This is a genomic window from Cohnella sp. GCM10020058, assembly GCF_042683485.1.
GTDB lineage: Bacteria > Bacillota > Bacilli > Paenibacillales > Paenibacillaceae > Cohnella.
This window is the reverse complement of record NZ_JBHUJV010000006.1, coordinates 67,744-92,380: the sequence shown is the minus strand read 5'-3', so window position 1 is coordinate 92,380 and position 24,637 is coordinate 67,744. Positions and strand designations below refer to the sequence as shown.

Genomic DNA, 24,637 nt, shown 5'->3' with positions numbered 1-24,637 from the left:
CTTTCCGTTTTCGCCGTCCTCTCCGCCCATTAATTCCTCGGGATTAAAATCTCGACGGATGTCCCGCGCTGGAGATCGGAATCCAGCTTCAAACCGTACGGCTCACCGTATTGAAGCTTGATCCGCTCCGCGATATTTTTCAGTCCCAGCCCTTTGCTCGCCGACTCGTCCCCGGATTCAAACCTCGGCTTTTCCGCGCCCGCGCCTTCCACGAGCGCCCGCAGCTCCGCCAGCTTGTCCGGCGGCATGCCGATCCCGTCGTCCGCAATGCGGATCCGGATATCGCCTTCCTCCGTCCAGCTGCCCCGAATCTCGATATGGATCGTCCGGCTGTAGCCCTCGAAGCCGTGATTGATGCTGTTCTCGACGATCGGCTGGAAAATAAGCGGGATCAGGCGGCTGTCCAGCATGTCGTCCGGGATGTCGGTATCGAGCTTGAACATGTCGTCGAACCGGATATTTTGCAACTGCAAATAATAGACCGTGTACGCGAGCTCGGTTCGTATCGAATGCGAATGACCCTCCTTGCCCAGCGCGATTCGGAACATGCGTGCGAGGATCTTGATCATGTCGGCGGTCTCGTCGTCGTCCTTCATGAGCGCCTTCATGCGAATGGACTCGAGCGTGTTGTAGAGCATATGCGGGTTGATCTGATTTTGCAGCGCGAGAAATTTGGCTTGTCTCTGCTTGATCTCCGCCATATATACGTCCTCGATCAGCGTGCGGATCGTGACGATCATTTTGTTGTAGCTGTTGACAAGACTGCCGATCTCGTCGTTCGCCTGCTTTTTCTCGATCGGCAGGTACTGACCCACCTCGGCTTGCTTCATGCTTCGGCGAAGCGCCTTGACAGGCTTCGTGATCGTATAGCTTAAGCCCAGCGAGATCAAGGTAACGATCAGGCAGCTCGCCAGAATGAGGATCAGGGTCGTCCCCTTGATCCGGTTGATCTTCTGCAGCAGCTTGTCGCGTGGAATCTCGGTCTTGATCGACAGCTCGCCTTGCGCGGTGCTTCCCGTCAAGACGATCCGGTCCTTGGTCCCGTTGCCCCCGACTTCGTCCGCGCCGGACGCCAGCACCTGCTCCCAGGACAACCGGCCGCTGGCCGCATCGGAATGATAGACGATCTGCTGCTCGCGATTGCTGATAATGACGCTCATCCCGTACTTTTTTCGGGCTTGCACGAAGTCGTTATCGAGCGGCAGCAGCGAAAAGGGATCCAGATCGATGAGCAGGATGCCCGCATAAGCCCCGTCGGAACGGTACAGCAGCCTCCCTACCGTCACGATGGCGCCGGCTCCTTTATCCTCATAATAAGCGCGGTCATGCAGCCCGGTAATAAAAAAAGTGTCCTCCGAGCCGCTCAGCTTTTTAAACCACGCTTGGGATAAAAGCAGATTATCGTTCACCTTGCTTGTCGTGTTCGTATATTGATACACGGCATTGTCCCGGCTGATCAGCATCGCGGCGCCGATCTCCGGCTTCAGCAAGGCGACCCGCATCAACAGGCGCTGCACCGCGACGCTCTGGATGATTTGTTCGTCGATAGACTTGTTTTGCTTATCGCCGAGGCTGTAGATCAGCTCGTTGTCGACCAACACCGATTTTGTCACCTTGTCGTATTCCTTGAGGAACTCGTTAAGCGATGTCCTGATCTGAGACGTATATAAGGCAGCGAATTCCTCGGAGGATTCTTCAAGCCCCGCAGCCGACTGGCGAAAAATAAGGACGCTGACGATTATCAGCGGCACGACGCAAGCGAGCAGGAAGCTCGCCATTAATTTGTTCTGAAGCTTCATGTTTTTTATTAAGGAGGCAGCGCTGCGTATCCATCCGATGCTTTGCATCTTTAGCTCATCCCTTTAATGCTGCGAATTCAAGCACCACAATATTGAATGCGTTTACACGCCAATATACAAGACGCATTCCTTTTCGTCAAAGGTACATTTTATGGGATAAACAAGGGCATTTTTATGATTTTGATATCGATCGGCCGGCCGTGGCCGCTGAGTTCTTAACTGCCCTGCGGGAATCTTGTGCGCGCAACGCCGAGTAAAGCCGCGTTACTCCGAGTAACCCAAGTATCCCCGAGTGACCCAATGTAACCCCGGGTGATCCAAGTAGCCGCGCAGATCGTCGTGCTTTTCAAGTATCCGCAGTCGGCAATGTTTCAGATAAGTGTTAAAAGGCATTTATTTCGCTAATAAATGATTGAATTTTCCATTTAAGGGTCAAAAGGCAGTTAATTCTGGAAAAGTGACGCCGCGCGCAAGAAATCCACCGAAATAACTGCCTTTTAACAACTATCGACTCTATACCGCAAATAACCGCCGAAATAACTGCCTTTTAACAACTATCGCCCGATACAGCGACGGACTCAGCCGCCGCTATTTCCGAGATTTTCGGTCCTGGAGTGTCCTGAAGCCGAGGTGCCGGACCGAGGAGCCGCTATTTGTGAAAAAAAGAGTCACCGGGGTACCGTTCAGCTAAGCTTCTGCTCGTACAACACGCTGCCTTCCTTGTCCAAGCCGCGAATCGTTTGCCAAGCGTAGCTGTCTTGCTTGCTTTCCCATAAAAAAAGGAACATCCGGTCATCCGTAATCGCTTCGCGCATCGGCGCAGACTTGCCCGTTTCCTTATCCGTCATGAGCAGTTCCACCGTCGCTATTCGGTCGTCGGATACGTATCCGTAAAATTTGTACGTCATGAGCGAACGAGATAAGGACGTTCCCTCCCAGCCATAGGAGAGCGCCTTGTCGCGGTCGATCTTGATGCCGCCGACGCCGCCTCCCGCCACCCATCCGCCCCTTTTCTTAACGACGGAGTCCGCGGAAAACCAGTCTTTATACGTTCCGAGGAAAATCACCTGATGCTTGTCGAACGGAACCGTAACCTTGCGGACGACCGTGGAGGGACCATAATGAAAGCCGCTCTCCGACAGCCGATGCGCTTTCTCGGGGGTGAGGCTGCCAGGCGTAAAGATTCCTTCGCGCCAGACGAGCCAGAGCAGCAGCACGATGGCTATCCATTCGAAACCTGCGAATATCAGTTTTCTATTCATGCTCCCTCACCCGCCTTTTTTAGAGGGATCTCGATTTGGCCAGACCGGTCGTAGAATTCGTATACGAGCGTCGCGCGATCGGTCGGCTTTTGGGGCAAATCGAAAGAAATATAACCGGTTTGCCCCCAAGAGGTGCCGTGCGAACCCGAAGAATGGCTGAGCAATTGTTCTCCCTCCGGCGTTACGAGCTTCAGACTCGTCGTCGGAAAAGACCAGACGCTCTTTTTCTGTTTGACATGGAAAGCATAAGTTACCACAATCTGTTTGGGCGTCACATAGACAGAGTCGGCGGTGAATGTATCTCTGTCGATCGGAAAGCTCTTGTCGACTGTTACTTCTGTAACGGGGCCGTCAGCCTGAAGCATATTGATCGTGTCGTTGATTCCCCGGCCCTTATCGTTGATCCAATGCTGGATATAAATCATAATGAAAAGCAGGGCCAGCCCGACGAGAATTATTCTTCTGAATACGTAAACCGCGTAAGCCAGTCGCCGTTGCATGCTTTCCCCCCTCCCGCCAAGCTTCTCCTTGTATATTACTCCTTATTTATGGAAAAGTTGGCGTTTTTAAAGAAATAAAATCAATCCTGTCCCATCCTTACTCTCGACTCGAGCGACGGATAAGACAACCGTCCGCCGGATCGGCGCCCCCAAATCTATCGAATTCATCCGGGTTTCGCCGGCCAATTCCCATTGACATTAAAGGGTATTTTCACTATGATTGTCCTGTCTGATAGGTGAACAGGGAAGAAGGAAAGGTTCATGAAGAAGATACAAAAAATTCATCTATACGAGCAGGTATCCGAGGAACTTCAGAACTATATTCAGGAGAAAGAACTGAAAGAAGGCGATAAGCTCCCTTCGGTTGAACGGTTGACGGAAATGTTCGGCGTAGGCCGCTCCTCGCTTCGCGAAGCGCTGCGCTATCTGGAAGCGAACGAAGTCGTCCGGATCGAAAACGGCAAAGGCGTTTTTGTGAGAGACATGGATACGTTCCGCTTCACGGGCAAGGTGAAAATCGAGGTCGAACGCAACTCGCTCCTCGCCACCCTCGATGTACGCCGCGCGCTCGAAGGCAAGGCGATCGAATTGGCGGCAAAACGCATAACCCCCAAGCAAATCAAAGAAATAGAGCAATGTCTCCACGAATACCGCAGACTAAAGGAAAACGGCCAAAGCACGTCCAGGATCGATTTTACCTTTCATCGACTTGTTAACAAGGCGGCTGCGAATCCCATTTTGGAGAGCGTTTTAGACTCTTTTTCCGCGCTTTACAATCGATTTTTCGACAAGCCGCTGGGCAATGCGGGATTGTTCGATGCGACATACCCCTTTCATTTTACTATGTTCGAAGCGATCGCGGCGCACGATGTACCGGCGGCGCTGTCCGAGTTCGACAAGTTAATGAATTCCCTGGAAGAAATTATTAAAACTTATGAAATTTAAGCCTGTAAAATAAGCATTTAACCGTATGAGTAATTTTGTTGTAAGAATTATTAACACCCAGGTAACAAAACTGTTGACAAAAAATACGAGTAGACATTACGATTAGACCTATCATACAGGTTGATAGTTAGACAGTCTGCCGGTATGATATCCATAGAGGAGGGGAATCGAATGTTCACACAAAGTGGAATGAAAACGATTTCAAAATTGGCAGTATCTTCTGTAGCCATGGCCCTGGTCCTGTCCGCCTGCGGCGGCAACGACAACAACAATTCGTCGGGCGCATCCGCCGGCGCTTCTGCGGGCAATTCTGCCGGAGGAGAAAAGGTTAAACTCCGCATGATCGAAAGCTTGACCTCCGACACCCGGACAGCCGAGCTTCAAAAGATGATCGACGCCTTCAAGAAAGCGAATTCCAATATCGATGTTGAATTGATCTCGCCTCCCTTTGACCAAGCCGACAACAAGATCCGCACGATGCTCTCCGCCAAAGAAAACATCGACATCGTCGAAGCCCGCGACCTGAACGTAGCGGAGTTCGTCAACAATGGGTATTTGGAACCACTTAACGAATACACGAAAAATTGGAGCGAGTTCTCCACGGTAACGAAAACGGCCCTCGACGTCGGCAGCATCGGCGACAAGCTGTACTTTATCTCCAACGGCCTCTACCAGCGTCAAATGTTCTACCGTTCCGATTGGCTCAAAGACGCGGGAATCGCCGTGCCGAAAACCTACCAAGAGCTGGTCGATGCCTCGATCAAGCTGACCGACAAGTCCAAGAACCGTTACGGCTTCTCGTTCCGCGGCGGCCCAGGCGCCAACTCCGTGCCTGACACAATGGTTCTGGCCTACAACGGCGCTAACGTCAACACGAACGACGCCATGTTCCTGAACGACGGCAAGTCGATCTATGCTTCCCCCGAAGCCAAGCAAGCGCTCGACCTGTACGTCAAGCTGTTCAAGGAAGGCTCGCCTGCCGACTCCGTCGGTTGGGGCTTCTCCGAACAAGTCCAAGCGTTCACTTCCGGCGTGACGGCTTTCCTGCTTCAGGATCCCGACGTCATCAATACGCTGAAGGAAGGCATGGAAGAAGGAACCTGGGCGACGGCCCCGATGCCGACCGGCCCGAGCGGCGTCGCGCTGATCAGCGCCGGCGGCGCAGGCTGGGGCATTACCTCCTTCTCCGAGCACAAGGAAGCGGCTTGGAAGCTGATCGAATTCCTGAGCTCCAACGAGCAGAACGTCGAGTGGTCCAAGAGCTACGGCACGATTCCGATTCACAGCACCGCGACCGAAGACGCATACTTCAATGACGGTCCTTACAAGACGCTGCTGGATATGACGGCCGATCCCAAGACGTTCGTCAACTACAAGCCTCCGTTCAACTACCCGGCGAACAGCAAGTTCGGCACAGTGTCCATGGAGACCGGCCAACAAATGCTGCTCGGCAAGGCGACCGTAGAAGAAACGCTGGCCAAGTGGGACAAGTTCTGGGTCGATGCGAAAGCGGAACTTGGCGCGAAATAAGCTGCAAAACGACTGTTAACCACAAAGGGAATATGGCGGGCGGCCTGCGCCGCAAGCCGTATTCCCTGCAACATAAGGCGGTGACTCCGGATGAAACAGCGTACATTTATATGGCTCAGCCTATTTCCCGCATTTCTGCTGCTCGCCGTCTTCACGTTCTATCCGTTCCTGCGCGGCGTGATCATGGCTTTTCAGAATTACGAATTGTTCAACCTCAACAACGTCGATTTCGTCGGACTCCAGAACTTCGAGACCGCCTTCGGCGACAGCAAATTCCTCACCGCGCTCCAGAACAGCGTATACTGGGTATTCTTCTCGCTCGTCTTTCAGTTTTTTATCGGACTTGCGCTCGCGCTTATGCTCAAAAAGCAATTCCGCGGACGCGGCGTTTACCAGGGCTTCGTGTTCTACTCCTGGGCGCTGTCCGGGTTCCTGATCGGCCTGATCTGGAAATGGCTGTTCAATTCCCAATACGGCGTCATCAACGACCTGTTGCTTAAGATCGGCATTATCCACGAGCGGATCGGGTTCTTATCGGACCCGCATTGGGCCATGTTCTCGGTCATCGTCGCGAATGTATGGTACGGCATCGCTTTCTTCGCCATCATGCTGCTCGCCGCCCTCCAATCCGTGCCTGGCGAATTGTACGAAGCCGCGGATATCGACGGCGCCAACACCTTCCGCCAGTTTTTTAACGTGACTTTGCCCTACATTATGCCGACGATCATCGCCACGACGCTGCTGCGGGTCATCTGGATTTTCAACGACCCGACGCTCATCTACGGCATGACCAACGGCGGTCCGGCCGGAAGCACGCACGTGCTGTCCTCTCTCCTCATGGAGAAGCTGCTCGCCGGCAATTACGGCATGGCCTCCGCGATCGGCGTCATCATGCTCGCGATCCTGATGCTGTACACGATGTTCTATCTATTCGTGACGAAGTCCGAGAAAGTGGGTGACTTCTGATGGCCGTCAAAGCGACCCTTAAGGGATTAAAAGTCATTTACCTGGCCCTGCACCTGGCCGTGGTCGTATTCCCGCTGTACTGGATCGTCATCACGTCCTTCAAGCCCAAAGGCGACATCTTCAAGCTGCCGATCTCGTATTGGCCGACTCATTTTTCTCTCAGTAACTTCGACCGCATTTTTACGGTTTCCAAGTTTCATATTTACATTATGAACAGCTTGATCGTGTCGATCGTGTCCGCCGTCGCCGTCATCATCATCTCGATCTTGTGCGCATACGTCATGGCGCGATTCTCGTTCCGGGGCCACAAGCAGATCATGCTCGCGTTTTTCCTCACGCAGATGCTGCCGGGCTTCGTGTCGCTGGCGCCGCTGTACCTGATGATGTCCAATATGGGGCTGACGAATACGCGCATGTCGCTCATCCTGCTGTATACGACGGGCTCCATCGCCTTCTCGACCATCATGCTCAGAGGCTTCTTCCAGCGCATACCGGCCAGCCTCGAGGAAGCGGCGATGATCGACGGCTGCTCGCGGATTACGTCGCTGTTCCGCATCATTATCCCGGTCATGCTGCCGGGGATCGCTTCAACGTTTATTTTCGCCTTCGTTCAGAACTGGAACGAATTGTTCCAGGCCGTCATGTTTATCGATACGAATTCGCTGAAGACGCTGCCGGTCGGCATGAATTCATTCGTACTCAAGTTCGATATCGATTGGGGATCCATGTCTGCCGGAACCGTCATCTCTGTTATCCCTACGATCATCATGTTCGCCTTCGCCCAGCGCTATATCGTCGAGGGCTTGACGCAAGGGGCAGAGAAGGGCTGAGCAAGTTTTTTCGGGATAGGAGCAGGTATATATGACAACTAGCGAAAGAGACAAAAATCATTTTTACACACAAGTATCGCACGATTCGGTAGACAGCCGCCACCAAGGCGCGATCACGATGCCGGTCTACCAAAGCAGTCTGTTCGCGTTCGAGACGCACCAGAAGTTCGACGAGGCGATGCAGGACGTGCTGGCCGCCTCCGTCTATTCGCGAGGCAACAACCCGACGGTCATGTACCTCGAGGAAAAAATTGCGGGACTCGAGGGCGGAGAAAGCGCGCGCTGCTTCGCCTCGGGGATGGGCGCCATCTCAGCCGTCATCTTCGCGCTGGTCGGTTCGGGCGAACATATCGTCTGCGTCGATCAGGCTTACGGACCGACCCGCGAGCTGCTCGCCGACCTGTCGGCGCGCTTCGGCGTCGAAGTCACCTTCATCGACGGCAAGGATACGGAAGGCTTCGCGGCTGCGATCCGTCCGAATACCAAGCTGTTCTACCTGGAGAGCCCGACGTCGGGCCTGTTCGAAATGCAGGATCTCCCTGCGCTCGCCAGTCTGGCGAAGGCACACGGCATTTTAACGGCTATCGACAATTCTTGGGCGACGCCGTATTTCCAGAAGCCGCTCGCCATGGGCATCGATCTGGTCATGCACTCGCTCACCAAATATTTCTCGGGCCATAGCGACAGCCTCGGCGGCGTCGTCATCGGCAGCCGCGAGCTGATCGGCCTGATCGGCCACCGCAGCTACCTGAATCTCGGTGCCGCGATGGCGCCGCAGACCGCGGCCCTGATCACGCGCGGTCTGCGCACGCTGCCCCTGCGCCTCGAGCGCCACCAGGCCAGCGCGCTCAAGATCGCGGCGCATCTGGCGTCCAAGCCGGACGTCGTCCGCGTCAACCATCCCGGACTGGACAGCTACCCGCAGAAAGAGCTGGCCGCCCGCCAGCTGAGCGGAACCGGCGGCCTGTTCTCGTTCGTGACGCAGCACAGCGTGGAGAAAATGAAGCAATGGGCGACCGACCTCGACTACTTCCGGATCGGCGTCAGCTGGGGCGGCTACGAGAGTCTCGCCACGATCGGCGCCTCCGTCAAAGATCCCGAAGACGGCAGCACGCTGGCGAGCGTACGCATGTACATCGGGATCGAGGATCCGGACGAGCTGATCGCGGATATCGAGCGGAACTGGGCGAAGTTGTATGAGCCTGCGTTGGAAGGCCGGTCTTTGTAAAAAGACTGCCCGGTCCCGCCATGTAGCGCTGTACAGTGCCTCTTTGCGCCGATTGTCCGCTCGATCCCGCCATGTAGCGCTGTACAGCGCCTCTTTGCCCCGAATGCCGCTCGGTCCCGCCATGTAGCGCTGTACAGCGTCTCTTTGCGCCGGATGACCCCTCGATCCCGCCATGTAGCGCTGTACAGCGTCTCTTTGCGCCGGATGACCGCTCGATCCCGCCATGTAGCGCTGTACAGCGCCTCTTTACAACAAAGAGCTGCCCCAAAAGTCATGAAAATGACCCCTGGGGCGGCTCTTTGCTTTTATTCGGCCTTTAATTTCCCGAAAATTGCACCCGCCCCGCCGAAACTAACTTCTCCCGCTGATAATGAATATCTTTAATAGGATCCATAAAATGTTCATTTGCGCGCAGGAACGAATCGTGCTAAGTTTTAATTAATTATTATATAATAATAATTCTAATGTAGGACGACGAAAGGAAGATCGGCATGAACAATTACGATTTTCATCACCTTGATCACGTCAAAGAGCAAAAGACATCCAAAAAGACACTTTGGATCACGCTGACGTTAACCTTGTTTTTTACCATCGTAGAAATTGTAGGGGGGCTGGTATCCAACTCCCTCGCCCTGCTCTCCGATTCGGCGCATATGATCTCCGACGTGCTGGCTTTGGGATTGAGCATGGCAGCCATTTATATGGCCACCCGCAAGCCCAACCGGAAGTATACGTTCGGCTTCCTTCGCTTCGAGATTATCGCCTCGTTTCTGAACGGGCTGGCTCTGGCTATCATTGCCGTCGGCATTTTTGCGGAAGGGATCCGACGCATCATTCAGCCGCAAGCTGTCGATATGCCCATCATGTTAACGATCGCATCGATCGGCCTGGTCGTAAACATCGTTCTGACGATCGTACTCAGCCGCAGCGCCAAGAAAGAAGAAAATCTGAACGTGAAAAGCGCGCTATGGCACTTTGTCGGTGACCTGCTTAGCTCCGTTGGCATTATCGTTTCCGCTGTTCTGATCCACTTTACCGGCTTCTTGATCTTTGACCCCTTAATCAGCATGGTCGTCGGCGGGATTATTTTCGTGGGCGGGTTTAAAATCATTCGCGAATCCTATCTCGTACTGATGGAGACCGTCCCCGAGAAGTTCGATCTCGATGCCATTCGCGCAGATATCAACGCCTTGGACATCGTAGCGGACGTACACGAGCTCCATCTGTGGGCGGTAACGACCGAGCATTATTCGCTGACCGCGCATGTATTCGTCAAGAAAGACGTCGAACCGTTCTGCGCGATTTTGGCGATCAATCAAGTTTTGAAAAGCAAATACGGAATCGAGCATTCGACGATCCAGATCGAACACCCGATTCTGCACGATCACGGCGCGTATGGAAAAGCGTTTATGCTGAAGCAGGCCTAAGTCTGCGGCCGCTCAAGTCATATCGCTACCGCTAGCGCTTGGATCTGAGACCAGAAAAACGATTCCTATCAGGAGACATCAGTTCTCGCTTTGTCAGCCTGCCAAGCTGCGGATCGACATTGCACCCTCTCGGAAAGATGAATCATGCTTTATTGGCTTTTATCTCATATCGTTCGCAATAAATATGTTAAAGTGAGAGAAGAGCAATTTATTTAACAAGAGAATGAGGATAGTTGGCGCATGCTCGGTCGTAACGATGCCTGCACTTGCGGCAGCGGAAAAAAGTACAAAAAATGCTGTATTCCCAAATACGATAAGCCTATTCCGGCAGCGACCCCGCCCAGCTTGCGGAGCTTGGAAAAAGTATGGGTACAAAAGGGCAACCAAAAAAACCGATGGCAACCGGATGCCGTGGAACAAATGTCGGATGACGACATCGTGAGCCATTTAAGCCGAATGGGGATAACCGTAGACCGGGAAGGCTTCCTGCGGGACCTTCAGGAAACGATGTATTCCGATCGGGTAGCTCAGGTGTGGCAGGAACGCCATGGTGCCCCTGTTTTCAGTAAGGATTCGATCTTCCCCATGCTCGCGGCAAAACAGCTCAGCAAGCGTTGGGCATCGAACATATTCAGCTTTGACAAGCTTGAAGATCTGGCCGATCTTATGATTGCATACGGCGCTCCTCAACAGGAGCAAGAACGTCTGGCACTTCTGCGTACAATCTGGGACCGACTAAAAACGAGGTTCATTTTCCAGTTGGGTATTCGTTCGTGGGATGAACTTTATGAGCGATTCCCGTCTTTTACGGACTTTGCATGGATACTTGACGAATATTCGCTGACGCTTCGCAATGCAGCTGTAAGTCTGGAAGTTGCTCAAAGAATGGCGCTTTTGGAAGAAAGAATCGCGCTCAACCGCGAGCAGCAGGAGCTTTTTTCGGATACCGAGCCCAGCCAACGATTGACCTTGCGTTTAGAAATCGCAGAATCATACGGGCTAATGGGTGATCTTTTTAGATCAGATTTGGAATTCGAAAAAATAATAGCGGACTGCCCGGATTCCGTATGGGCGTACATCCACTGGGGAGATCTATACATAGACAGCGACCGCGCCAAAGCGGTGTCGATCTACAACCTCGGGATGGAACGATGCCAGATGAATGCTGACAATTCGGAGGATCTTAAAGAGCTGAAGAATCGTCTTTCCATGATGTCCCAACAATAAACTTGCGTGCACAAAAGGCGACCCGACACCGGGTCGCCTCTTTAACATCCATGCGATTATTCTGCACGATCACGGAGCGTATGGAAAAGCGTTTATGCTGAAGCAGGCATAAGTCTGCTGGCCGCGCACAATCGCTGCGATACCGTTGAGCGAGTCTTCACCGTTTACAGCTTTTTCCCTTTGCCAGACACGATTTTTAGCGTATCGTTCTCTAACTTGACCGTATAGGTACTGCTGTATTTGCTGAGCACCGACTCTCCGTTTTTGTTTTCCCAAGCTTCCAGAATAACGGCGACCTGCGCTTCCTTCTCGGTTGCCGAGGTGACGGAAATGTTGGAGACGGATACGCTTTGCGTATTCAGATAGCCTTCCCGGAATTTCTCGTAGGTGGTTTTGGTCTGCCAATTGCTGCCCAGTACGCTATAGGCCGACACGTAATCGCCGCCGCTCACGCAATCGTAGAAGTATTGAACCAAGTATTGGGCGTCAGCAGACAGCGATTCCTTGGTATACCCGGACGAAGATGGCATATCTTCATCGTCCAAACTGAGGGATTCGCTTGCGAGCTGCTCATCCGGATGTGCGCTCCAGTCCTCAGCCATAGCAGCGATTTGGTAAAAAGGAATGCTGAAGCCGATGCTGCCTTGATCGTTCCCCGCCGAGTTGATGCCGATGACCTTGCCGCTGCTTTCCAATACTAGAGGGCCTCCGCTGTTGCCGTGCGTGATAGGCGCGGAAATTTGATAGATGCCCCGATACTTGATGTCGTCAATATCCATGTCGCGGTCAACGCCGCTGATGATGCCCGTCGTTACCGTATTATCCAAGCCCAGCGGACTGCCGAATGCCAGCACCGTGTCCCCGATTTCCGCCTTCGTTTCTTTATCGACGACGATCGGCTCCTTGCCGGCCAGCGCATCTATCCGCACCACGGCAACGTCTTTTTCCTCGTTCATGCCGATCAGCTTGCCGGAGTAGATGCTCATGTCGTTCGTTTTTACGCGTATTTTAAGCGCGCCGCTTACAACGTGGGCGTTGGTGATGACGTCGCCCTTGTCGTTGTACAGAAATCCGGAGCCTAACGACGAACCGTCCTCCAAGGTAACTTCAACGGATACGACGTGCTTCTGATCCTCGCGAATCATTTCCTTGAGATCCGGTTTGGCACTTGCTTTGACCGTGCTGCCCGGCACCCCCAGCTTCGACTCCGCGTTTACTACGGGAGTATCCCAACGTCCGTTCAGTTCATAAGCAGAGAAGCCTCCCGCAGCGAGAATCAAGACAGAGACAATGACCGTAATCCAATTTTTCATGGCGTTCCTGATGCCTCCTTTCTCTTAATTTAGATGCCATTCGGTGCGGGTCACGCTGACCGTGTCCATGCTGCCGAGGTTGTAGTAATAATCGTAAAAAGTCCCCATTTCCCCTGTATCCAATTCATTGGGCGTAACATAGACAGTCGCTTGGTCTACGATGTTTTTGTCGGCATCCAAAATATCGATATACAGGACCACATCGCTGATCGAACGTGTCGCTGTATTTTTGACAGTACCTTCTACATTGAAATAGCCATCGGCGTCGGTATAAGCATGAATGGAAACCAGCTTGACCGCCTGCGTACGATTTTTAGTGTCTTCCTGCTCGGCCGCTTCGATAGCTTGCTGAATGCGGCTGTTCTCGGCGTCTTCGAACGTTTGCTTCTGCTTTTCGACTTCCGTCTTCAGCGTCGTCAGCTTTGGGTTCGCTTCATCATATTTCAACGCTTCCTCAATGGCGGACATGGCTTCGGCGAATTGCTTTTCTTTGAGCGCAACCGTGGCTTCCTCATAGGAGATATCGACGATTTTCTGCTTGATTTGCTTCATCGATTTTTGCGCTTCTTCGCCTTTGTAAGCTTTTACGTTATTTAGCAGCGGAACGAGCTCCTCCACCGTTTTCTTCACCGCCGCGCCGGCATTGACCTGTGCGACGACAATCCGCTCTTCCCTATTGGCGGCAGAGGCGGCAAGCTTCTCATACACCGGGCCCGAGCGGGCGGCAAGCTCCGACTTCAGCTTATCGACTTCCTTGAGAGCATCCTCATATTTTTTGTTCTTCAGTTGACCATCTGTATCGGACAAACGGGACTGCAGGCTGAGCGCATCCGTGAGCAACGCGCGGTCCGCCAGCAAGATCCGATGATCCGGCCGCTTTTCGAGCGCGTCTTCGATGATCGCTTTGCCTTCGGCCAGCTTGCCGTCCAGCGCAAGCTTCTCCCCCTCCTGAAGCAGCCGGTCCACTTGACGGTTGATATTCATCTGATACAGGTATACCGCGCCGATCAGCGCCGCGGCTAGAATCAGGCTAACCGTCGGCAGCAGCCAGACAAAAAGACCGATCCGACGCCTCGCGACAGGCACGCCGGTAACGGCAGCAGTCGGCATGGGCGTACCGATTTCATAAGCGGCGGCGATCTCCGTCTCCGCAGACAGGGTAACGGGCGATTCCCCCGGCTTCTCCCATCCCAAGATTTCCGTCTGCGCCACGGGCTCTACGGGGCTGACGCCGGCACCGCAGCGGTTGCAAAATTTGCTGTCCGCCTGAAGCTTCGTACCACAATTCGAGCAAAACATTCCGGTTACTCCTTTTGAGCATTTTAATGGAAGAATGAAAATCAACATAAAAGCTATAATTTCGACAATTTCAGATCATTTCCTTCTATTTCCTCCTTGTCACAGAAACGAGGTGTGCGATGACGAAACGATAGACATTTTATTTGTCGAAGCTTTAAGGCAGCTACCGCTATAGGTATAAAAAAACCTTGAATGGCATTTAGCCAGACAAGGTAAGAAAAAGCTCCTCCCGCCTAGGAGAAGAGCTTTTTTTGATACCTAGATCAATCCCGAAGCTTGAAGCAGTTTCCGAATCATAACCGCGACTTCCGCTCTTGAAATATTCGCTTTCGGAGCAAGGGTCGTGCTGCTTCTGCCCGTAATGATTCCTGCCTGAATCACGTCGACCACGCCAGCTTTAGCCCACTCGGCAGTCGTATTTCCGTCTGCGAATGGTTTTAGCGCTTCTGCCGTTCCTTCGAACGAGAGCTTGGATTCGAGACCGGTCAGCAACATCGCTTGCGCGATGATCTTCATGGCCTGTTCGCGCGTAATCGTATCCGCCGGTCTGAAGGTTCCGTCTTCGAACCCGTCGATCAGCTTGTACTGATACATGGTTTGAACAGCCCCGCTGAACCAATCCGACGATTTCACATCGCTGAATGTAGTCGCGCCGTCAGCTAGTTTCAAGCCCAACCCACGAACCATAATCGCGGCAAACTCGGCCCGCGTAATCGCTTGGTCGGGATTAAACAAACCGTCTCCGGTGCCGTTAACGACCATTCTTGAACCCATGTCGTTTACTTCCGTTTTCGCCCAGTGCCCATCTACGTCATTGAACGCGATCGGATTGTAGACAAGGGAATAGGTACTATTCGTCAGACTGTTTATTTTCGCAAAATATCGGTTCCCGACAACAACGATTTGGGTAGGCACATGGCGAACCGTTCCATCCGGTTCCACGACGATCCCCGTCGTTATTTTACTCGGATCAACGCCGTCCGGGATCGCGATCGTTCGTTCTACATAGGCTTCGAAACGGGCAATCTCGATCTTTTGATCTCCGGAAACGGCTCTGATCGTGAATTCAACGGGTGGAACGACAATGGAAAAACCGCCATTCTTAGCCGAGCTCTCCACTCGTTTCACGGTATCTTCATTAGGAGCTGCCACTTCAATTTGAATGGTAATATCCTGCAGTTGGATCGACTTTCCGAGTTGTTCGGAGATCGCGCCAATATTGATTTGCCGGGCCGGAATCGTATAGGTAGCATACTCCGTCTTGATTTCAATAGTAGCTTGCTTCTGCTCCATGCTCTGGACCATTCGGCCGCTAAGTTCTCCGATTACGATATCGGACTCTTTGTTAACCGGTATCGTTAAAACGGACTTTTGGCCTTCTGCTGCAAGTTTTTGTTCCAGTTTACCCTCGTCCACGATTACGGTCGTTACGGTCTGGCTGCTTCTCGTTGACGTGGTGGCGGCGCCGATACTTTCCGCCTTACCGTTGACGAGTACATCCACGCCCTGATTCTGCGGTACCGATGGCGTGGACGTCGGCGGTACGTACGTCGATGGCGTCGTAAAGCTCAGCGTGGCTGCCGCACCGGCCGGCGTTCCCGTTGCCGGATCGGCCGCGACTCTGACTTTGACCGTATGCGTGCCCGAGAGATCGGGCGCATTCGAGCCGTCGTATTTCACGTAAGCTCCGTCATCGACTTGGAACTCCATCGCCGTCGTGAGGCCGACGATCGTGTTCGTGGCATCGTTGGCGCTCACGCTTGGTGCCTCAGGGGCAGGCGGATTCGTCGTGAAACTTAGCGTGACTGCCGCTCCTGCAGGCGTTCCCGTTGCCGGATCGGCCGCGACTCTCACTTTGACCGTGTGCGTGCCCGAGAGGTCAGGCGCATTCGTGCCATCGTATCTCATGTATGCTCCGTCATCGACCTGGAACTCCATCGCCGTCGTGAGGCCGACGATCGTGTTGGTCGCATCGTTGGCGCTCACGCTTGGTGCCTCAGGGGCAGGCGGGTTCGTCGTAAAGCTCAGCGTGGCTGCCGCCCCGGCAGGCGTTCCCGTTGCCGGATCCGCCGCGACTCTCACTTTGACCGTATGCGTGCCGGTGAGATCCGGCGCATTCGTGCCGTCGTATCTCACGTATGCTCCGTCATCGACCTGGAATTCCATCGCCGTCGTAAGGCCGACGATCGTGTTGGACGCATCGTCGGCGCTCACGTTTGGCGCTTCTGGAGGCGCTACCGCTACGATAGGGTCCGCATCCGTCCAATAGGCTACTTTCCTGATGCCTGTCGGAGTGCTGTCGTATTCGTCCTTCTCTTCGTACTCCGCCAGGACGTACACGTGCTGTCCCGAAGGGACCGTCAGCTCGTCGCCGTCGTGAAGCTCCGTATCGTAGCCGAGATCGGCCGGATCTTCGCCGATATAAGGATGTCTGACGCTGCCCGGGGCGCCGATCCGATATTTCAGCGTCAGCTCGCCGTAGTTCTCATCGTTCAGACTTTCGTCCGCGATGCTCGCCTTTGTCGTGCCGATCTCGCTGCCGGCCGACCAAGACAACCCGCTTACGGATGGCGCCGGCGTTACCGTCTCGCCATGTTGATTGTTCCCCCATCCGACCAAAGTGCCGTCCGACTTCAGGGCGACGATATGCGAGCTCCCCGCCGCGACGGCTACGACGCCGCTAAGCCCCGCCGGCGGTTGCAATCGGTCGTCCCCCCATACGACGACAGACCCGTCAGCCGTAACCACCACGGAGTAATTCTCGTTCGCGCCGATCGCCACTGCTTTTGGCAGGTCTTCCGGCGGGCGATCGACGCCCCAGTAACCCCATAGTCTGACACTGCCGTCCGCAAGGAGCGCCAGCGTATGATTGACGCCCGAAGCGATGGCTACCGTTTCCGGCAGGTCGTCGGGCACTGACGTCGCCGCCATTGACTCAGAGCCCCAACTGACTACATTGCCATCCCACGTCAGTGCGGCCGCATGGTTAAATCCTCCCGAGACGGACTTGAACGGTCCATAAACAGGTTTCCATTCTTCCGGCATCTTGTAATATCCCGATTCCAAACTGGTTATCGTCCCGTCATTCTTCAAGACGGTAGAGGCATAACCTTCGGGTACGAGCCCGACGACATTGCCGTTCGAAGCTTCGGCGGGTACCGTGCAGCCGTCGCCCAAGGCCGCAACGAAACCGTCCGTCTTTATGGCATAGCCGCAGGCATTGGACGCGTACACCGATTGTACGCCGGTCAGGTCGTCGGGCACGTCAATCTTGCGACCGTTAATCCAACCGTAGGCTTTGACCGTGCCGTCATCCTGCAGCGACAGCGTAAATCCGTCCCCTGCCGCAATTCGCGTATGCGGGGCCGGCACTTGAACGGGAGTTGTCGTATAGGAGATATCCAGCTTCGGGTTGTTCGTACCCGACGCTGCAAATTGGAAAATCCGCTGTCCCCCAGCATCCCACCTCATGTTCACCAGTACGAGAACAAGTTCGGTTTTTCCTTTATTGATACTGTCGCGCACCAGCGACGCAATATTAAATGTCATCCATGCGCCGTCTCTTTCCGTTACTGCAACCGCCCGCGCGTGCAATCCGCTGCCGTAGGAGGGCCAAGCCGCGGCTCCGGTCGTCGGCTCCGTCCAGTTCCCGCCATGCTGATAGATCGTCAGCTCGGGACCGGCTTCTTCGTCGGCATTATTAGCGGTTATATACAATTTTAGATCCGCCTCGAGCACCGTTCCGCTGAGACCCCTCAGATCAAACTTGAGTACGCCCGCATACGCGTTGTCCTCGTTTGCGCCGATCGATATCGCGTTCGGACAAGAAGCGGTTGTGTCCCCATTCTCCATGTCGCTTTTGTACTCGCAGCTTGCTAATAACGTGCCGGCGTACGCACCCGACGAATCCGGCCCCGCGCTCGCGGTACCGGCCATCGCGATGGGCGGAATCGCCAGCGCAACGGCCAGCAGCAGTTGAAGCTTTATTCTGGACAACAAACGGAACATCGATCTTGCCTGCAATGTAACTCTCCCCTTCTGCAATAAAATCGTAGGCTGCATAGGAGAAGCGTAACAATTGAACGCTAAACATTTTCCAAACAAAATCGATTATTCGCGATTCCTGTCGGCGACATGCAGTCCCAAGTCGGCACGGAACGTCGAGTCTTTAAGAAGATTCACCTTGTCCGCGGCCGAAGGATCCCCCAAGAACGTCAAATGCAGCGCCAGCCGGTCATAATACTTCTCCTCGTACGGATGCAGTTCGATCAGCTTGCGCAGCATGCGTTCCTTCAGCGAATCGTCGGCCGCATGCTCCGCCCATTGCTCCAGATGGCGGATGACGACCGCGCGCAGCTCGTATCTTCTGCTATTCGCCCATCCGTAATTTTCCGTCTCGCAATAATCGCCGCGATAGAGCGACAGTAGCTCCTCCGCATCGCTCGCCCGTCTCCCCGTCCCGATTAACGCTTCCAGCCGCGACACGTCGCAGGCGACTTCGCCCGTTCGCATCCAATAACGCTCGTCTCCGGAACCGATCATCTCGGGATAGCCCGCGGACTTCAGCGTATTCCGCACGTAATACATCGTCGTATGAAAAAGCGCTTGCGCGCGTTCGGCATCCAAATCCGGCCACAAATGCCCGAGAATGCGATCCCGATACACGGGGGTTCCCCCATGGTGCCACAAATAAACGAACATCTCCTTCGTCTTCTTCGTCCGCCAAGTGATCAACCGACCGTCGGCATCGTAAAGCTCCATGCTTTCGAGCAGCTTCAGAGACAGCGTTCGTCTTAAGGGCTCGGGGGATTGCACGCCGTCCCGATCGCTCGTCAAGCTTCCTGCCCCGGCCCGTCGCGCCGCTTTCTCCCGAAGCTCCGCGTGCCTCTCCAGGGCTGCGACGAGCCGGGGCTTGGCTACGGGCTTGAGCAAATATCCGATCGCCTTCGTATCGAATGCGTCCACCGCATACTGACTGTGAGCAGTCACGTACACGATATCCGCGTCGGGAAACCGCTCGAGAAGCTTGGCCGCAGCCGCAAGCCCACTTGTCTCCGGCATCTCGATATCGAGGAAGATCAGCTCCGGCAGCAGCGCATCCGCCTGCGCGAGCGCATCGGACACGAGGCTGAATTTGCCGAGCACCGTAACCCCGCCGACCTCCTGGAGCAAGATTTCCATCACGTCGAGCGCGATTTCCTCGTCGTCAATCAATATCGCCCTAACCATTGCTTTTTTTCGCCTCCGGTATTTGCAGTTTGATCAGCGTTCCCGCACCGTCGCCGCTTCGAATGTCCAATTTGCCGCCGCACACCAGCTGAAGGCGCCGACTGACGTTGCCGACGCCGACCCCTCCGGCTCGCCCTTCTTTCAGCATCCGCAGCGATTCCTCGCCGATGCCGACGCCATTGTCTTCCACGGTTATTTCCGCTCCGTCGTCACGCCTGCATGCCGCAATCCGCAGCAATCCGCCAGACGCTCTTGGCCCGATGCCGTGCCGCACCGCGTTCTCTACAATGGGCTGCAGCGTTAGCGGCGGCAGCATGCATCGGAAGTCCGCCTCGATCTCGATCTCGACAGCCAGCCTGCTGCCGAAGCGCAGCTGCTCGATTGCCAGATACGCCTTGACCAGCTCCATCTCGCGTTCGAACGGAACGAGCTCCTCGGAGAATACAAAAGTAAACTTGGCCCGCAAGTATGTCGACAGGTGGTGAATCGTCTCCCTGAGCTTGTCTACGTTCTTATAACTGAGCCCGACGAGGGCATTCATGCTGTTGTACAGGAAATGCGGCGTAATCTGGGCTTGCAGCAGATCCATCTCCCGTCGCACCGCGCGTTCCGAGGAGCTCTTCATCGCCAGCAGCGATTGCACCCGCGCCCGCAATTCGGCCAGCTCGAACGGCTTCTGCACGATATCGTTCGCGCCGGCGGCGAACGAGGCCACGATATCGCCCGTCTGGCCGGAAGCGGTCATCATCAGAATCGGAAGCTCGGCAAGTCCCTGCAGCCGTCGGATCTCCCTGCATACGTCAAGGCCGGAGATGCCCGGCATCATGAGATCGAGCAGCAGCAGGTCCGGTTTTATCTTGTGGCGCCGCAGCGCTTCGAGCGCCTCTTCCCCGCTTCCCACCGCCGCATATCCGTATCCCATGGAAGAGACTTCATCGATCAGCACTTTCAGATTGGACGGTTCGTCGTCTACGATTAGTAGGTGAAATTCGGCCGTCTGACTGTCCTGCATCGGCACGGCTAACGGCAAAGGCAGCGCCTCTTCGACGGCCGCGGCAGCCGCTTCCTCCGAGGCCGGATCGATCGGCAGCGTGAACGTGAACCGCGAGCCGACGCCGACCGTGGATTCCGCCTCCAACCGGCCGCCCTGCAGCTCCGTCAGTTGCTTCGCGATGCTCAGCCCCAAACCTAGTCCTTCGCCGGCCTGTCCGAACGCCTCCGACTGGACAAATGGCTGGAACAAGCCGGCGATTTCATGCGCGGGAATCCCTCTTCCCGTATCCGTCACCGAGATGGCCAGCTCGTCCCCTCGCCGCTCCGCGGAGAGGGTCACCGTCCCTTGCTTCGTGAATTTCAGCCCGTTCTCCAGCAGGTTGTACAAAATTTGCTTCACCCGGTTCTCGTCCGCAAGGAGCAGCGGCAGCTTGGCCGGCAGCGCATTAACGAGCCGCACCTCTTTGTTGACCGGCGAGATGGACAACGTCTCCATGACGAACCGAACCGACTGGCCCAAATTGACCGAGGTCGTACGGATCAGGAGTTGTCCGTGACGAATCCGGTTCAGATCGAGAATATCGTGCACGAGTCCCGCCAGTCGTCTGCCCAGCAAATGCAGCATATGTACATTGTCCCGGTGTTCCGCCTGGAGCGGGATCGTCCGGTTGTCCAACAGCGCCTGCGACAAATTCACGATGCCGTGCAGCGGCGTTCGCAGCTCGTGCGACGTTTTCACCAGAAACTCGTCTTTCTGACGGTCGTAGCGCAGCAATCGCTGGGATAACCGCTCGCTCCTTCGATAGCTCAGCTGAAGCTCATCGGACATGAGTAGCGCCTGCGACAAGACGAGCAGCGCCGGCGTCACGACCATATAGTAGGGATTGTCCAGCGCGAGCTGGTAGCGCAGATGCGCATAGAGCCAACTGACAAACAGAAAGAAAATGCCAAGCATAATATAGTGGCTGCTATGGTTGCCGCGGCTGTGGCTGCGGAAGACGGCATAGAGCATTACCCCGAAGGCGGCCGCTCCGATCGCAATTCCCACGTCCAGGAAGCTGACCAGGTATCGATTGGGAAGCAGCACAATCGTCGCAAGATAAGCGTAGGTCAATCTGCGAAGCCAGGTAAAAACAACGTTATCCCTTTCCTTCAGGTACCGGTACACGTAATACGTGAAGAAGTAAAAAGAAAAAAGCGGCAATAGAAAAAGCATCTTCTGAAGCCATGGGAACGTCAATCCGGGCAAAAAATCAAGCGCCAGTATCTCATTGTCGATGCTGAAGAACAGTCCGAGCGCCAGACAGAACAGGCAAAAATGCATCAGATGCGGTTCCCGGCGCCACTGTCTGAACATGCCCGCATAATACAGTCCGAACGCAAGCAGGATCGTCGTCTGAATCATATCGGCGAGCTTGGAATCGTCGCGCCGCTTCATCATATCGTCTGCGAGTCCGAATTCCGGCGGCTGCACCAACCCGCCTTCCAGGTAGTCAAAGCTGGCTACCTGAATGATAATCTCGACAGTACCCGAGTCGGCTTGGACGGTGCCGAAGAACGGCGCATTGCTGGCCACGAAGACCTCCGCCGATAAGGAAGGACGGCCGTTGCCGCCCATATCGACGCCGTTCATGAAGATACGGCTGGACATGCGGATTTTTTTGGCCCGCATACTGTACAATGCGGCTTCGCTCGTGCGGACGAGCAACCGGTACGTACCGGCGCCATAACCCTTCTTGTCCGACGAAGCCAGCTTATTCTTCCAGCCTCCGGGCACTTGAACGAAACGGCCTTCGATCCGGCCGGCTCGAAAGTCTTCCGGCCCTAGCAATTTTCCTTCGTAGAACTCCCACTCCCCGCGCAGCGAGAGGACGCCCCGCTCCGTAAAGTCCCAATGCGTCGCATCCAGCAATCCGTCGCTCGCCCTCTCGGCTTGCGTCGCGGGACGAAGCCATTGAACTACGTTCACGATCGTAACGATAACGAACAAACTGATCATGCCGAGCAACAGGGCGTTTTTCCTAACCATAGCTTCACCGTCTTTTTAAGCAATGCTAAAGATATCGGCTGTCAACGGCCGTCATTGAATGAATGGCAGACGAAAAATAGCGCTCCTCAGCTTTCCGTTTGCGCCCTTTGCCGTCTCCAACTCCTCGGACTGACACCCGTATATCGTTTGAACACGGTCGCAAAGTGCTGACTTGTCTTGAAGCCAAGATCCATCGCCAACGAAGTGATGGACGCGTCCGAATCCATCAGAAGCCGGCGCGCATGTTCAATCCGCGTACGTTCCACGAACGTCGCGGGGGCTTCGCCGGCAATCTCCCGGAACAATCGGAACAGATGCGATTCGCTGACATTCAGACTGGCGGCCAGTTCGGGAACCGTCCAGCGCTTCGCCGGATCCCCGGCAATCTCTTCCATCAATGTTCGGACGGACTGCTCCAGCAATGAAGCCGAACGATCGACGGATGGATAAATAACGCCCAGCACGATATCAAGCAGCAGATGCCGAATGCGATACTTATCATCCCTCCTCTCCTCCAGCAAATCGCGCAGCTGGCGAAAATTGTCCCTGACACGCGTCTCGACCGCAGTAACCCGGTCAAGCGCGCGCATCGCCCGCGACACCTTGTCCTTGTCCGAATGGCGCAAGAGCAGCCATTGCCGGCACTGCTCCGGATCGCGGACGATGACCCACCAGATGCTGCAAGGCTCGATATAATGAATGCGCGCTCTGTGCCATTCATCTGGCCTGGTCATCAGCATCTGACCGGCAACGGTCGTAATGCTTTCGCCGCCGATATCCCAAGTCGCCTGCCCGCCTTCCATGTATACAAATTCATACGCCTGCTCATGACGATGGTCGGTAAGCGGTATGGCTTCCGAAAACCGGTCATATCCAAGCGTAACAAGCTCCGGCACATGGATGACATGCGACTCGTCGTTATTGACCACCCATCTGGCCGATGTCGTTTTCGGTTTCATGCGTCCCGCTCCCCCAACCCGCTTTTCCACGCTGCTCCGATGCCGATTTTGTTTCTGATTCTACTTCGTAATAGGAGAGAAGTAAATACATTAATCGTCATGTAAAGTGTAGTCAGAGCTGCGCGGTTTCACTTCGCCAGCCTCTAAATTCATTTGTGACCGAGGTGTCGACGATGTCTGTTATTCCTTATCAAGTAACGGAGCATGACAAAGAGGTATTCAATCGCGAAGGCTACTGGATCAGCCCGAAGCTGATCGACGACGCCACGATCGCCCGTCTCCGCGAAGCGCATGAGCGCATATGGCGCAAGGACTTTGACGGTGACGGCATATCGCTGCATCCGATTTCCGCTCCGAAAGATCCGAAAGCGCTGCGCAAGCTGGACAATGGCTGGTGGATCAATGACGCAGTGCGCGACGTGGTAACCGACCGTCATCTTGGACAAATGGCGGCCGAACTGTTGAACGTCGATTCGATTCGCCTCTGGCACGATCAGGTGATCCTCAAACCGGGCACAGGCGGCGAAGAAACGGCGCTGGGCAACGTCGGTTGGCATCAGGATTACGGCTACTGGCGTTGCAGCAATACGACCAATATGGTTACCGTATGGATCGCATTGCAGGACACCGATCTTTCCAATGGCGGGATGATGACGATCCCCGGCTCTCATCGCTGGGGCGTGATCGAAGGCAGCGATTCCTTCTTCGAGCAGGATATGAAGAAATTGCGCGACCGTTTTGCCACCAAGGACTGGGTAGAAGAACCTTGTATTCTGAAGGCAGGGCAAGCCAGCTTCCATCATGCGCTCACCTTCCACGGTTCCGGCAGCAATCTTTCGCATGATCCTCGCCTGTCGGTTGTCGCCCATCTGATGCCCGGCGATACCGCTTATCGAAAAGGCCGGCGTCATGACAATGTCACCCTGCTCGGTCCAAGGCCGTATGACGGTCAACCGTTCAACAATGATTTCTTTCCCGTGTTGTACGGCAAGGAAGGATAGATTGTTCGCCTAAAACCAAAAGCAGCTTCTGTCGGTTAGACTCACCTTTTAAGGTGTTGTCTGAACGGCAGAAGCTGTTTTTGCGGTCATTGCACTTTGT

General features: G+C 54.7%; 17 protein-coding genes. 8 read left to right on the top strand and 9 right to left on the bottom strand.

Going from position 1 to position 24,637, the window contains the following annotated elements; genetic code table 11:
- Nucleotides 1-29: 29 nt before the first annotated feature.
- The 3 genes from ACFSR7_RS08975 to ACFSR7_RS08965 all read right to left on the bottom strand — a co-directional run bounded on the left by ACFSR7_RS08975 (nt 30) and on the right by ACFSR7_RS08965 (nt 3,561).
- Nucleotides 30-1,847, bottom strand: coding sequence for a sensor histidine kinase (locus tag ACFSR7_RS08975; RefSeq protein ID WP_378160692.1), 1,818 nt, complete (start codon nt 1,845-1,847; stop codon nt 30-32).
- Nucleotides 1,848-2,482: 635 nt separating this feature from the next.
- Complete coding sequence (locus ACFSR7_RS08970) at nt 2,483-3,061, bottom strand: hypothetical protein (RefSeq protein WP_378160690.1); 579 nt, start codon at nt 3,059-3,061, stop codon at nt 2,483-2,485.
- Nucleotides 3,058-3,561 (bottom strand): hypothetical protein, encoded by a 504-nt coding sequence (locus ACFSR7_RS08965; RefSeq protein WP_378160688.1) that lies wholly within the window; start codon nt 3,559-3,561, stop codon nt 3,058-3,060. Before ACFSR7_RS08965 ends, ACFSR7_RS08970 begins: the two co-directional genes overlap by 4 nt.
- A 261-nt stretch (nt 3,562-3,822) precedes the next feature.
- Here ACFSR7_RS08965 and ACFSR7_RS08960 point away from each other — a divergent pair, with 261 nt between their 5' ends.
- The 7 genes from ACFSR7_RS08960 to ACFSR7_RS08930 all read left to right on the top strand — a co-directional run bounded on the left by ACFSR7_RS08960 (nt 3,823) and on the right by ACFSR7_RS08930 (nt 11,714).
- Nucleotides 3,823-4,506, top strand: a complete 684-nt coding sequence (locus tag ACFSR7_RS08960) for a FadR/GntR family transcriptional regulator (protein WP_378160686.1) — start codon at nt 3,823-3,825, stop codon at nt 4,504-4,506.
- A 171-nt stretch (nt 4,507-4,677) separates the two neighbouring features.
- Entirely contained in the window at nt 4,678-6,036 is a 1,359-nt protein-coding gene (locus ACFSR7_RS08955) for an ABC transporter substrate-binding protein (protein ID WP_378160684.1), read from the top strand.
- 90 nt (nt 6,037-6,126) lie between these two features.
- Complete coding sequence (locus ACFSR7_RS08950; protein ID WP_378160682.1) at nt 6,127-7,002, top strand: carbohydrate ABC transporter permease; 876 nt, start codon at nt 6,127-6,129, stop codon at nt 7,000-7,002.
- Complete coding sequence (locus ACFSR7_RS08945) at nt 7,002-7,832, top strand: carbohydrate ABC transporter permease (RefSeq protein ID WP_378160680.1); 831 nt, start codon at nt 7,002-7,004, stop codon at nt 7,830-7,832. Before ACFSR7_RS08950 ends, ACFSR7_RS08945 begins: the two co-directional genes overlap by 1 nt.
- A 31-nt stretch (nt 7,833-7,863) precedes the next feature.
- Entirely contained in the window at nt 7,864-9,060 is a 1,197-nt protein-coding gene (locus tag ACFSR7_RS08940) for a trans-sulfuration enzyme family protein (protein WP_378160678.1), read from the top strand.
- 491 nt (nt 9,061-9,551) lie between these two features.
- On the top strand, nt 9,552-10,487 hold the full coding sequence (locus tag ACFSR7_RS08935; RefSeq protein WP_378160676.1) for a cation diffusion facilitator family transporter: 936 nt from the start codon (nt 9,552-9,554) through the stop codon (nt 10,485-10,487).
- Nucleotides 10,488-10,727: 240 nt separating this feature from the next.
- Nucleotides 10,728-11,714, top strand: a complete 987-nt coding sequence (locus ACFSR7_RS08930) for a YecA family protein (protein ID WP_378160674.1) — start codon at nt 10,728-10,730, stop codon at nt 11,712-11,714.
- 164 nt (nt 11,715-11,878) lie between these two features.
- Here ACFSR7_RS08930 and ACFSR7_RS08925 read toward each other — a convergent pair whose 3' ends face one another.
- From ACFSR7_RS08925 to ACFSR7_RS08900, 6 genes are all read right to left on the bottom strand, one after another.
- On the bottom strand, nt 11,879-13,027 hold the full coding sequence (locus ACFSR7_RS08925) for a S1C family serine protease (RefSeq protein WP_378160672.1): 1,149 nt from the start codon (nt 13,025-13,027) through the stop codon (nt 11,879-11,881).
- A gap of 24 nt (nt 13,028-13,051) precedes the next feature.
- Nucleotides 13,052-14,326, bottom strand: a complete 1,275-nt coding sequence (locus ACFSR7_RS08920; protein ID WP_378160671.1) for a zinc-ribbon domain-containing protein — start codon at nt 14,324-14,326, stop codon at nt 13,052-13,054.
- 258 nt (nt 14,327-14,584) lie between these two features.
- The gene (locus ACFSR7_RS08915) at nt 14,585-18,349 is read right to left on the bottom strand and encodes an S-layer homology domain-containing protein (protein WP_378160669.1); all 3,765 of its coding nucleotides are present in this window, start codon (nt 18,347-18,349) and stop codon (nt 14,585-14,587) included.
- A gap of 87 nt (nt 18,350-18,436) precedes the next feature.
- Entirely contained in the window at nt 18,437-19,555 is a 1,119-nt protein-coding gene (locus ACFSR7_RS08910) for a response regulator (RefSeq protein ID WP_378160667.1), read from the bottom strand.
- Nucleotides 19,548-22,577: a hybrid sensor histidine kinase/response regulator gene (locus tag ACFSR7_RS08905; RefSeq protein WP_378160665.1), complete on the bottom strand. Its 3,030-nt coding sequence runs from the start codon at nt 22,575-22,577 to the stop codon at nt 19,548-19,550. The genes ACFSR7_RS08910 and ACFSR7_RS08905 overlap by 8 nt, the downstream gene beginning before the upstream one ends.
- Before the next feature lie 86 nt (nt 22,578-22,663).
- Nucleotides 22,664-23,536 (bottom strand): helix-turn-helix transcriptional regulator, encoded by an 873-nt coding sequence (locus ACFSR7_RS08900; RefSeq protein WP_378160663.1) that lies wholly within the window; start codon nt 23,534-23,536, stop codon nt 22,664-22,666.
- 173 nt (nt 23,537-23,709) lie between these two features.
- On the opposite strand from ACFSR7_RS08900, the gene ACFSR7_RS08895 reads away from it, so the two are divergent.
- Entirely contained in the window at nt 23,710-24,537 is an 828-nt protein-coding gene (locus tag ACFSR7_RS08895) for a phytanoyl-CoA dioxygenase family protein (protein ID WP_378160661.1), read from the top strand.
- The last annotated feature ends 100 nt before the right edge of the window (nt 24,538-24,637 follow it).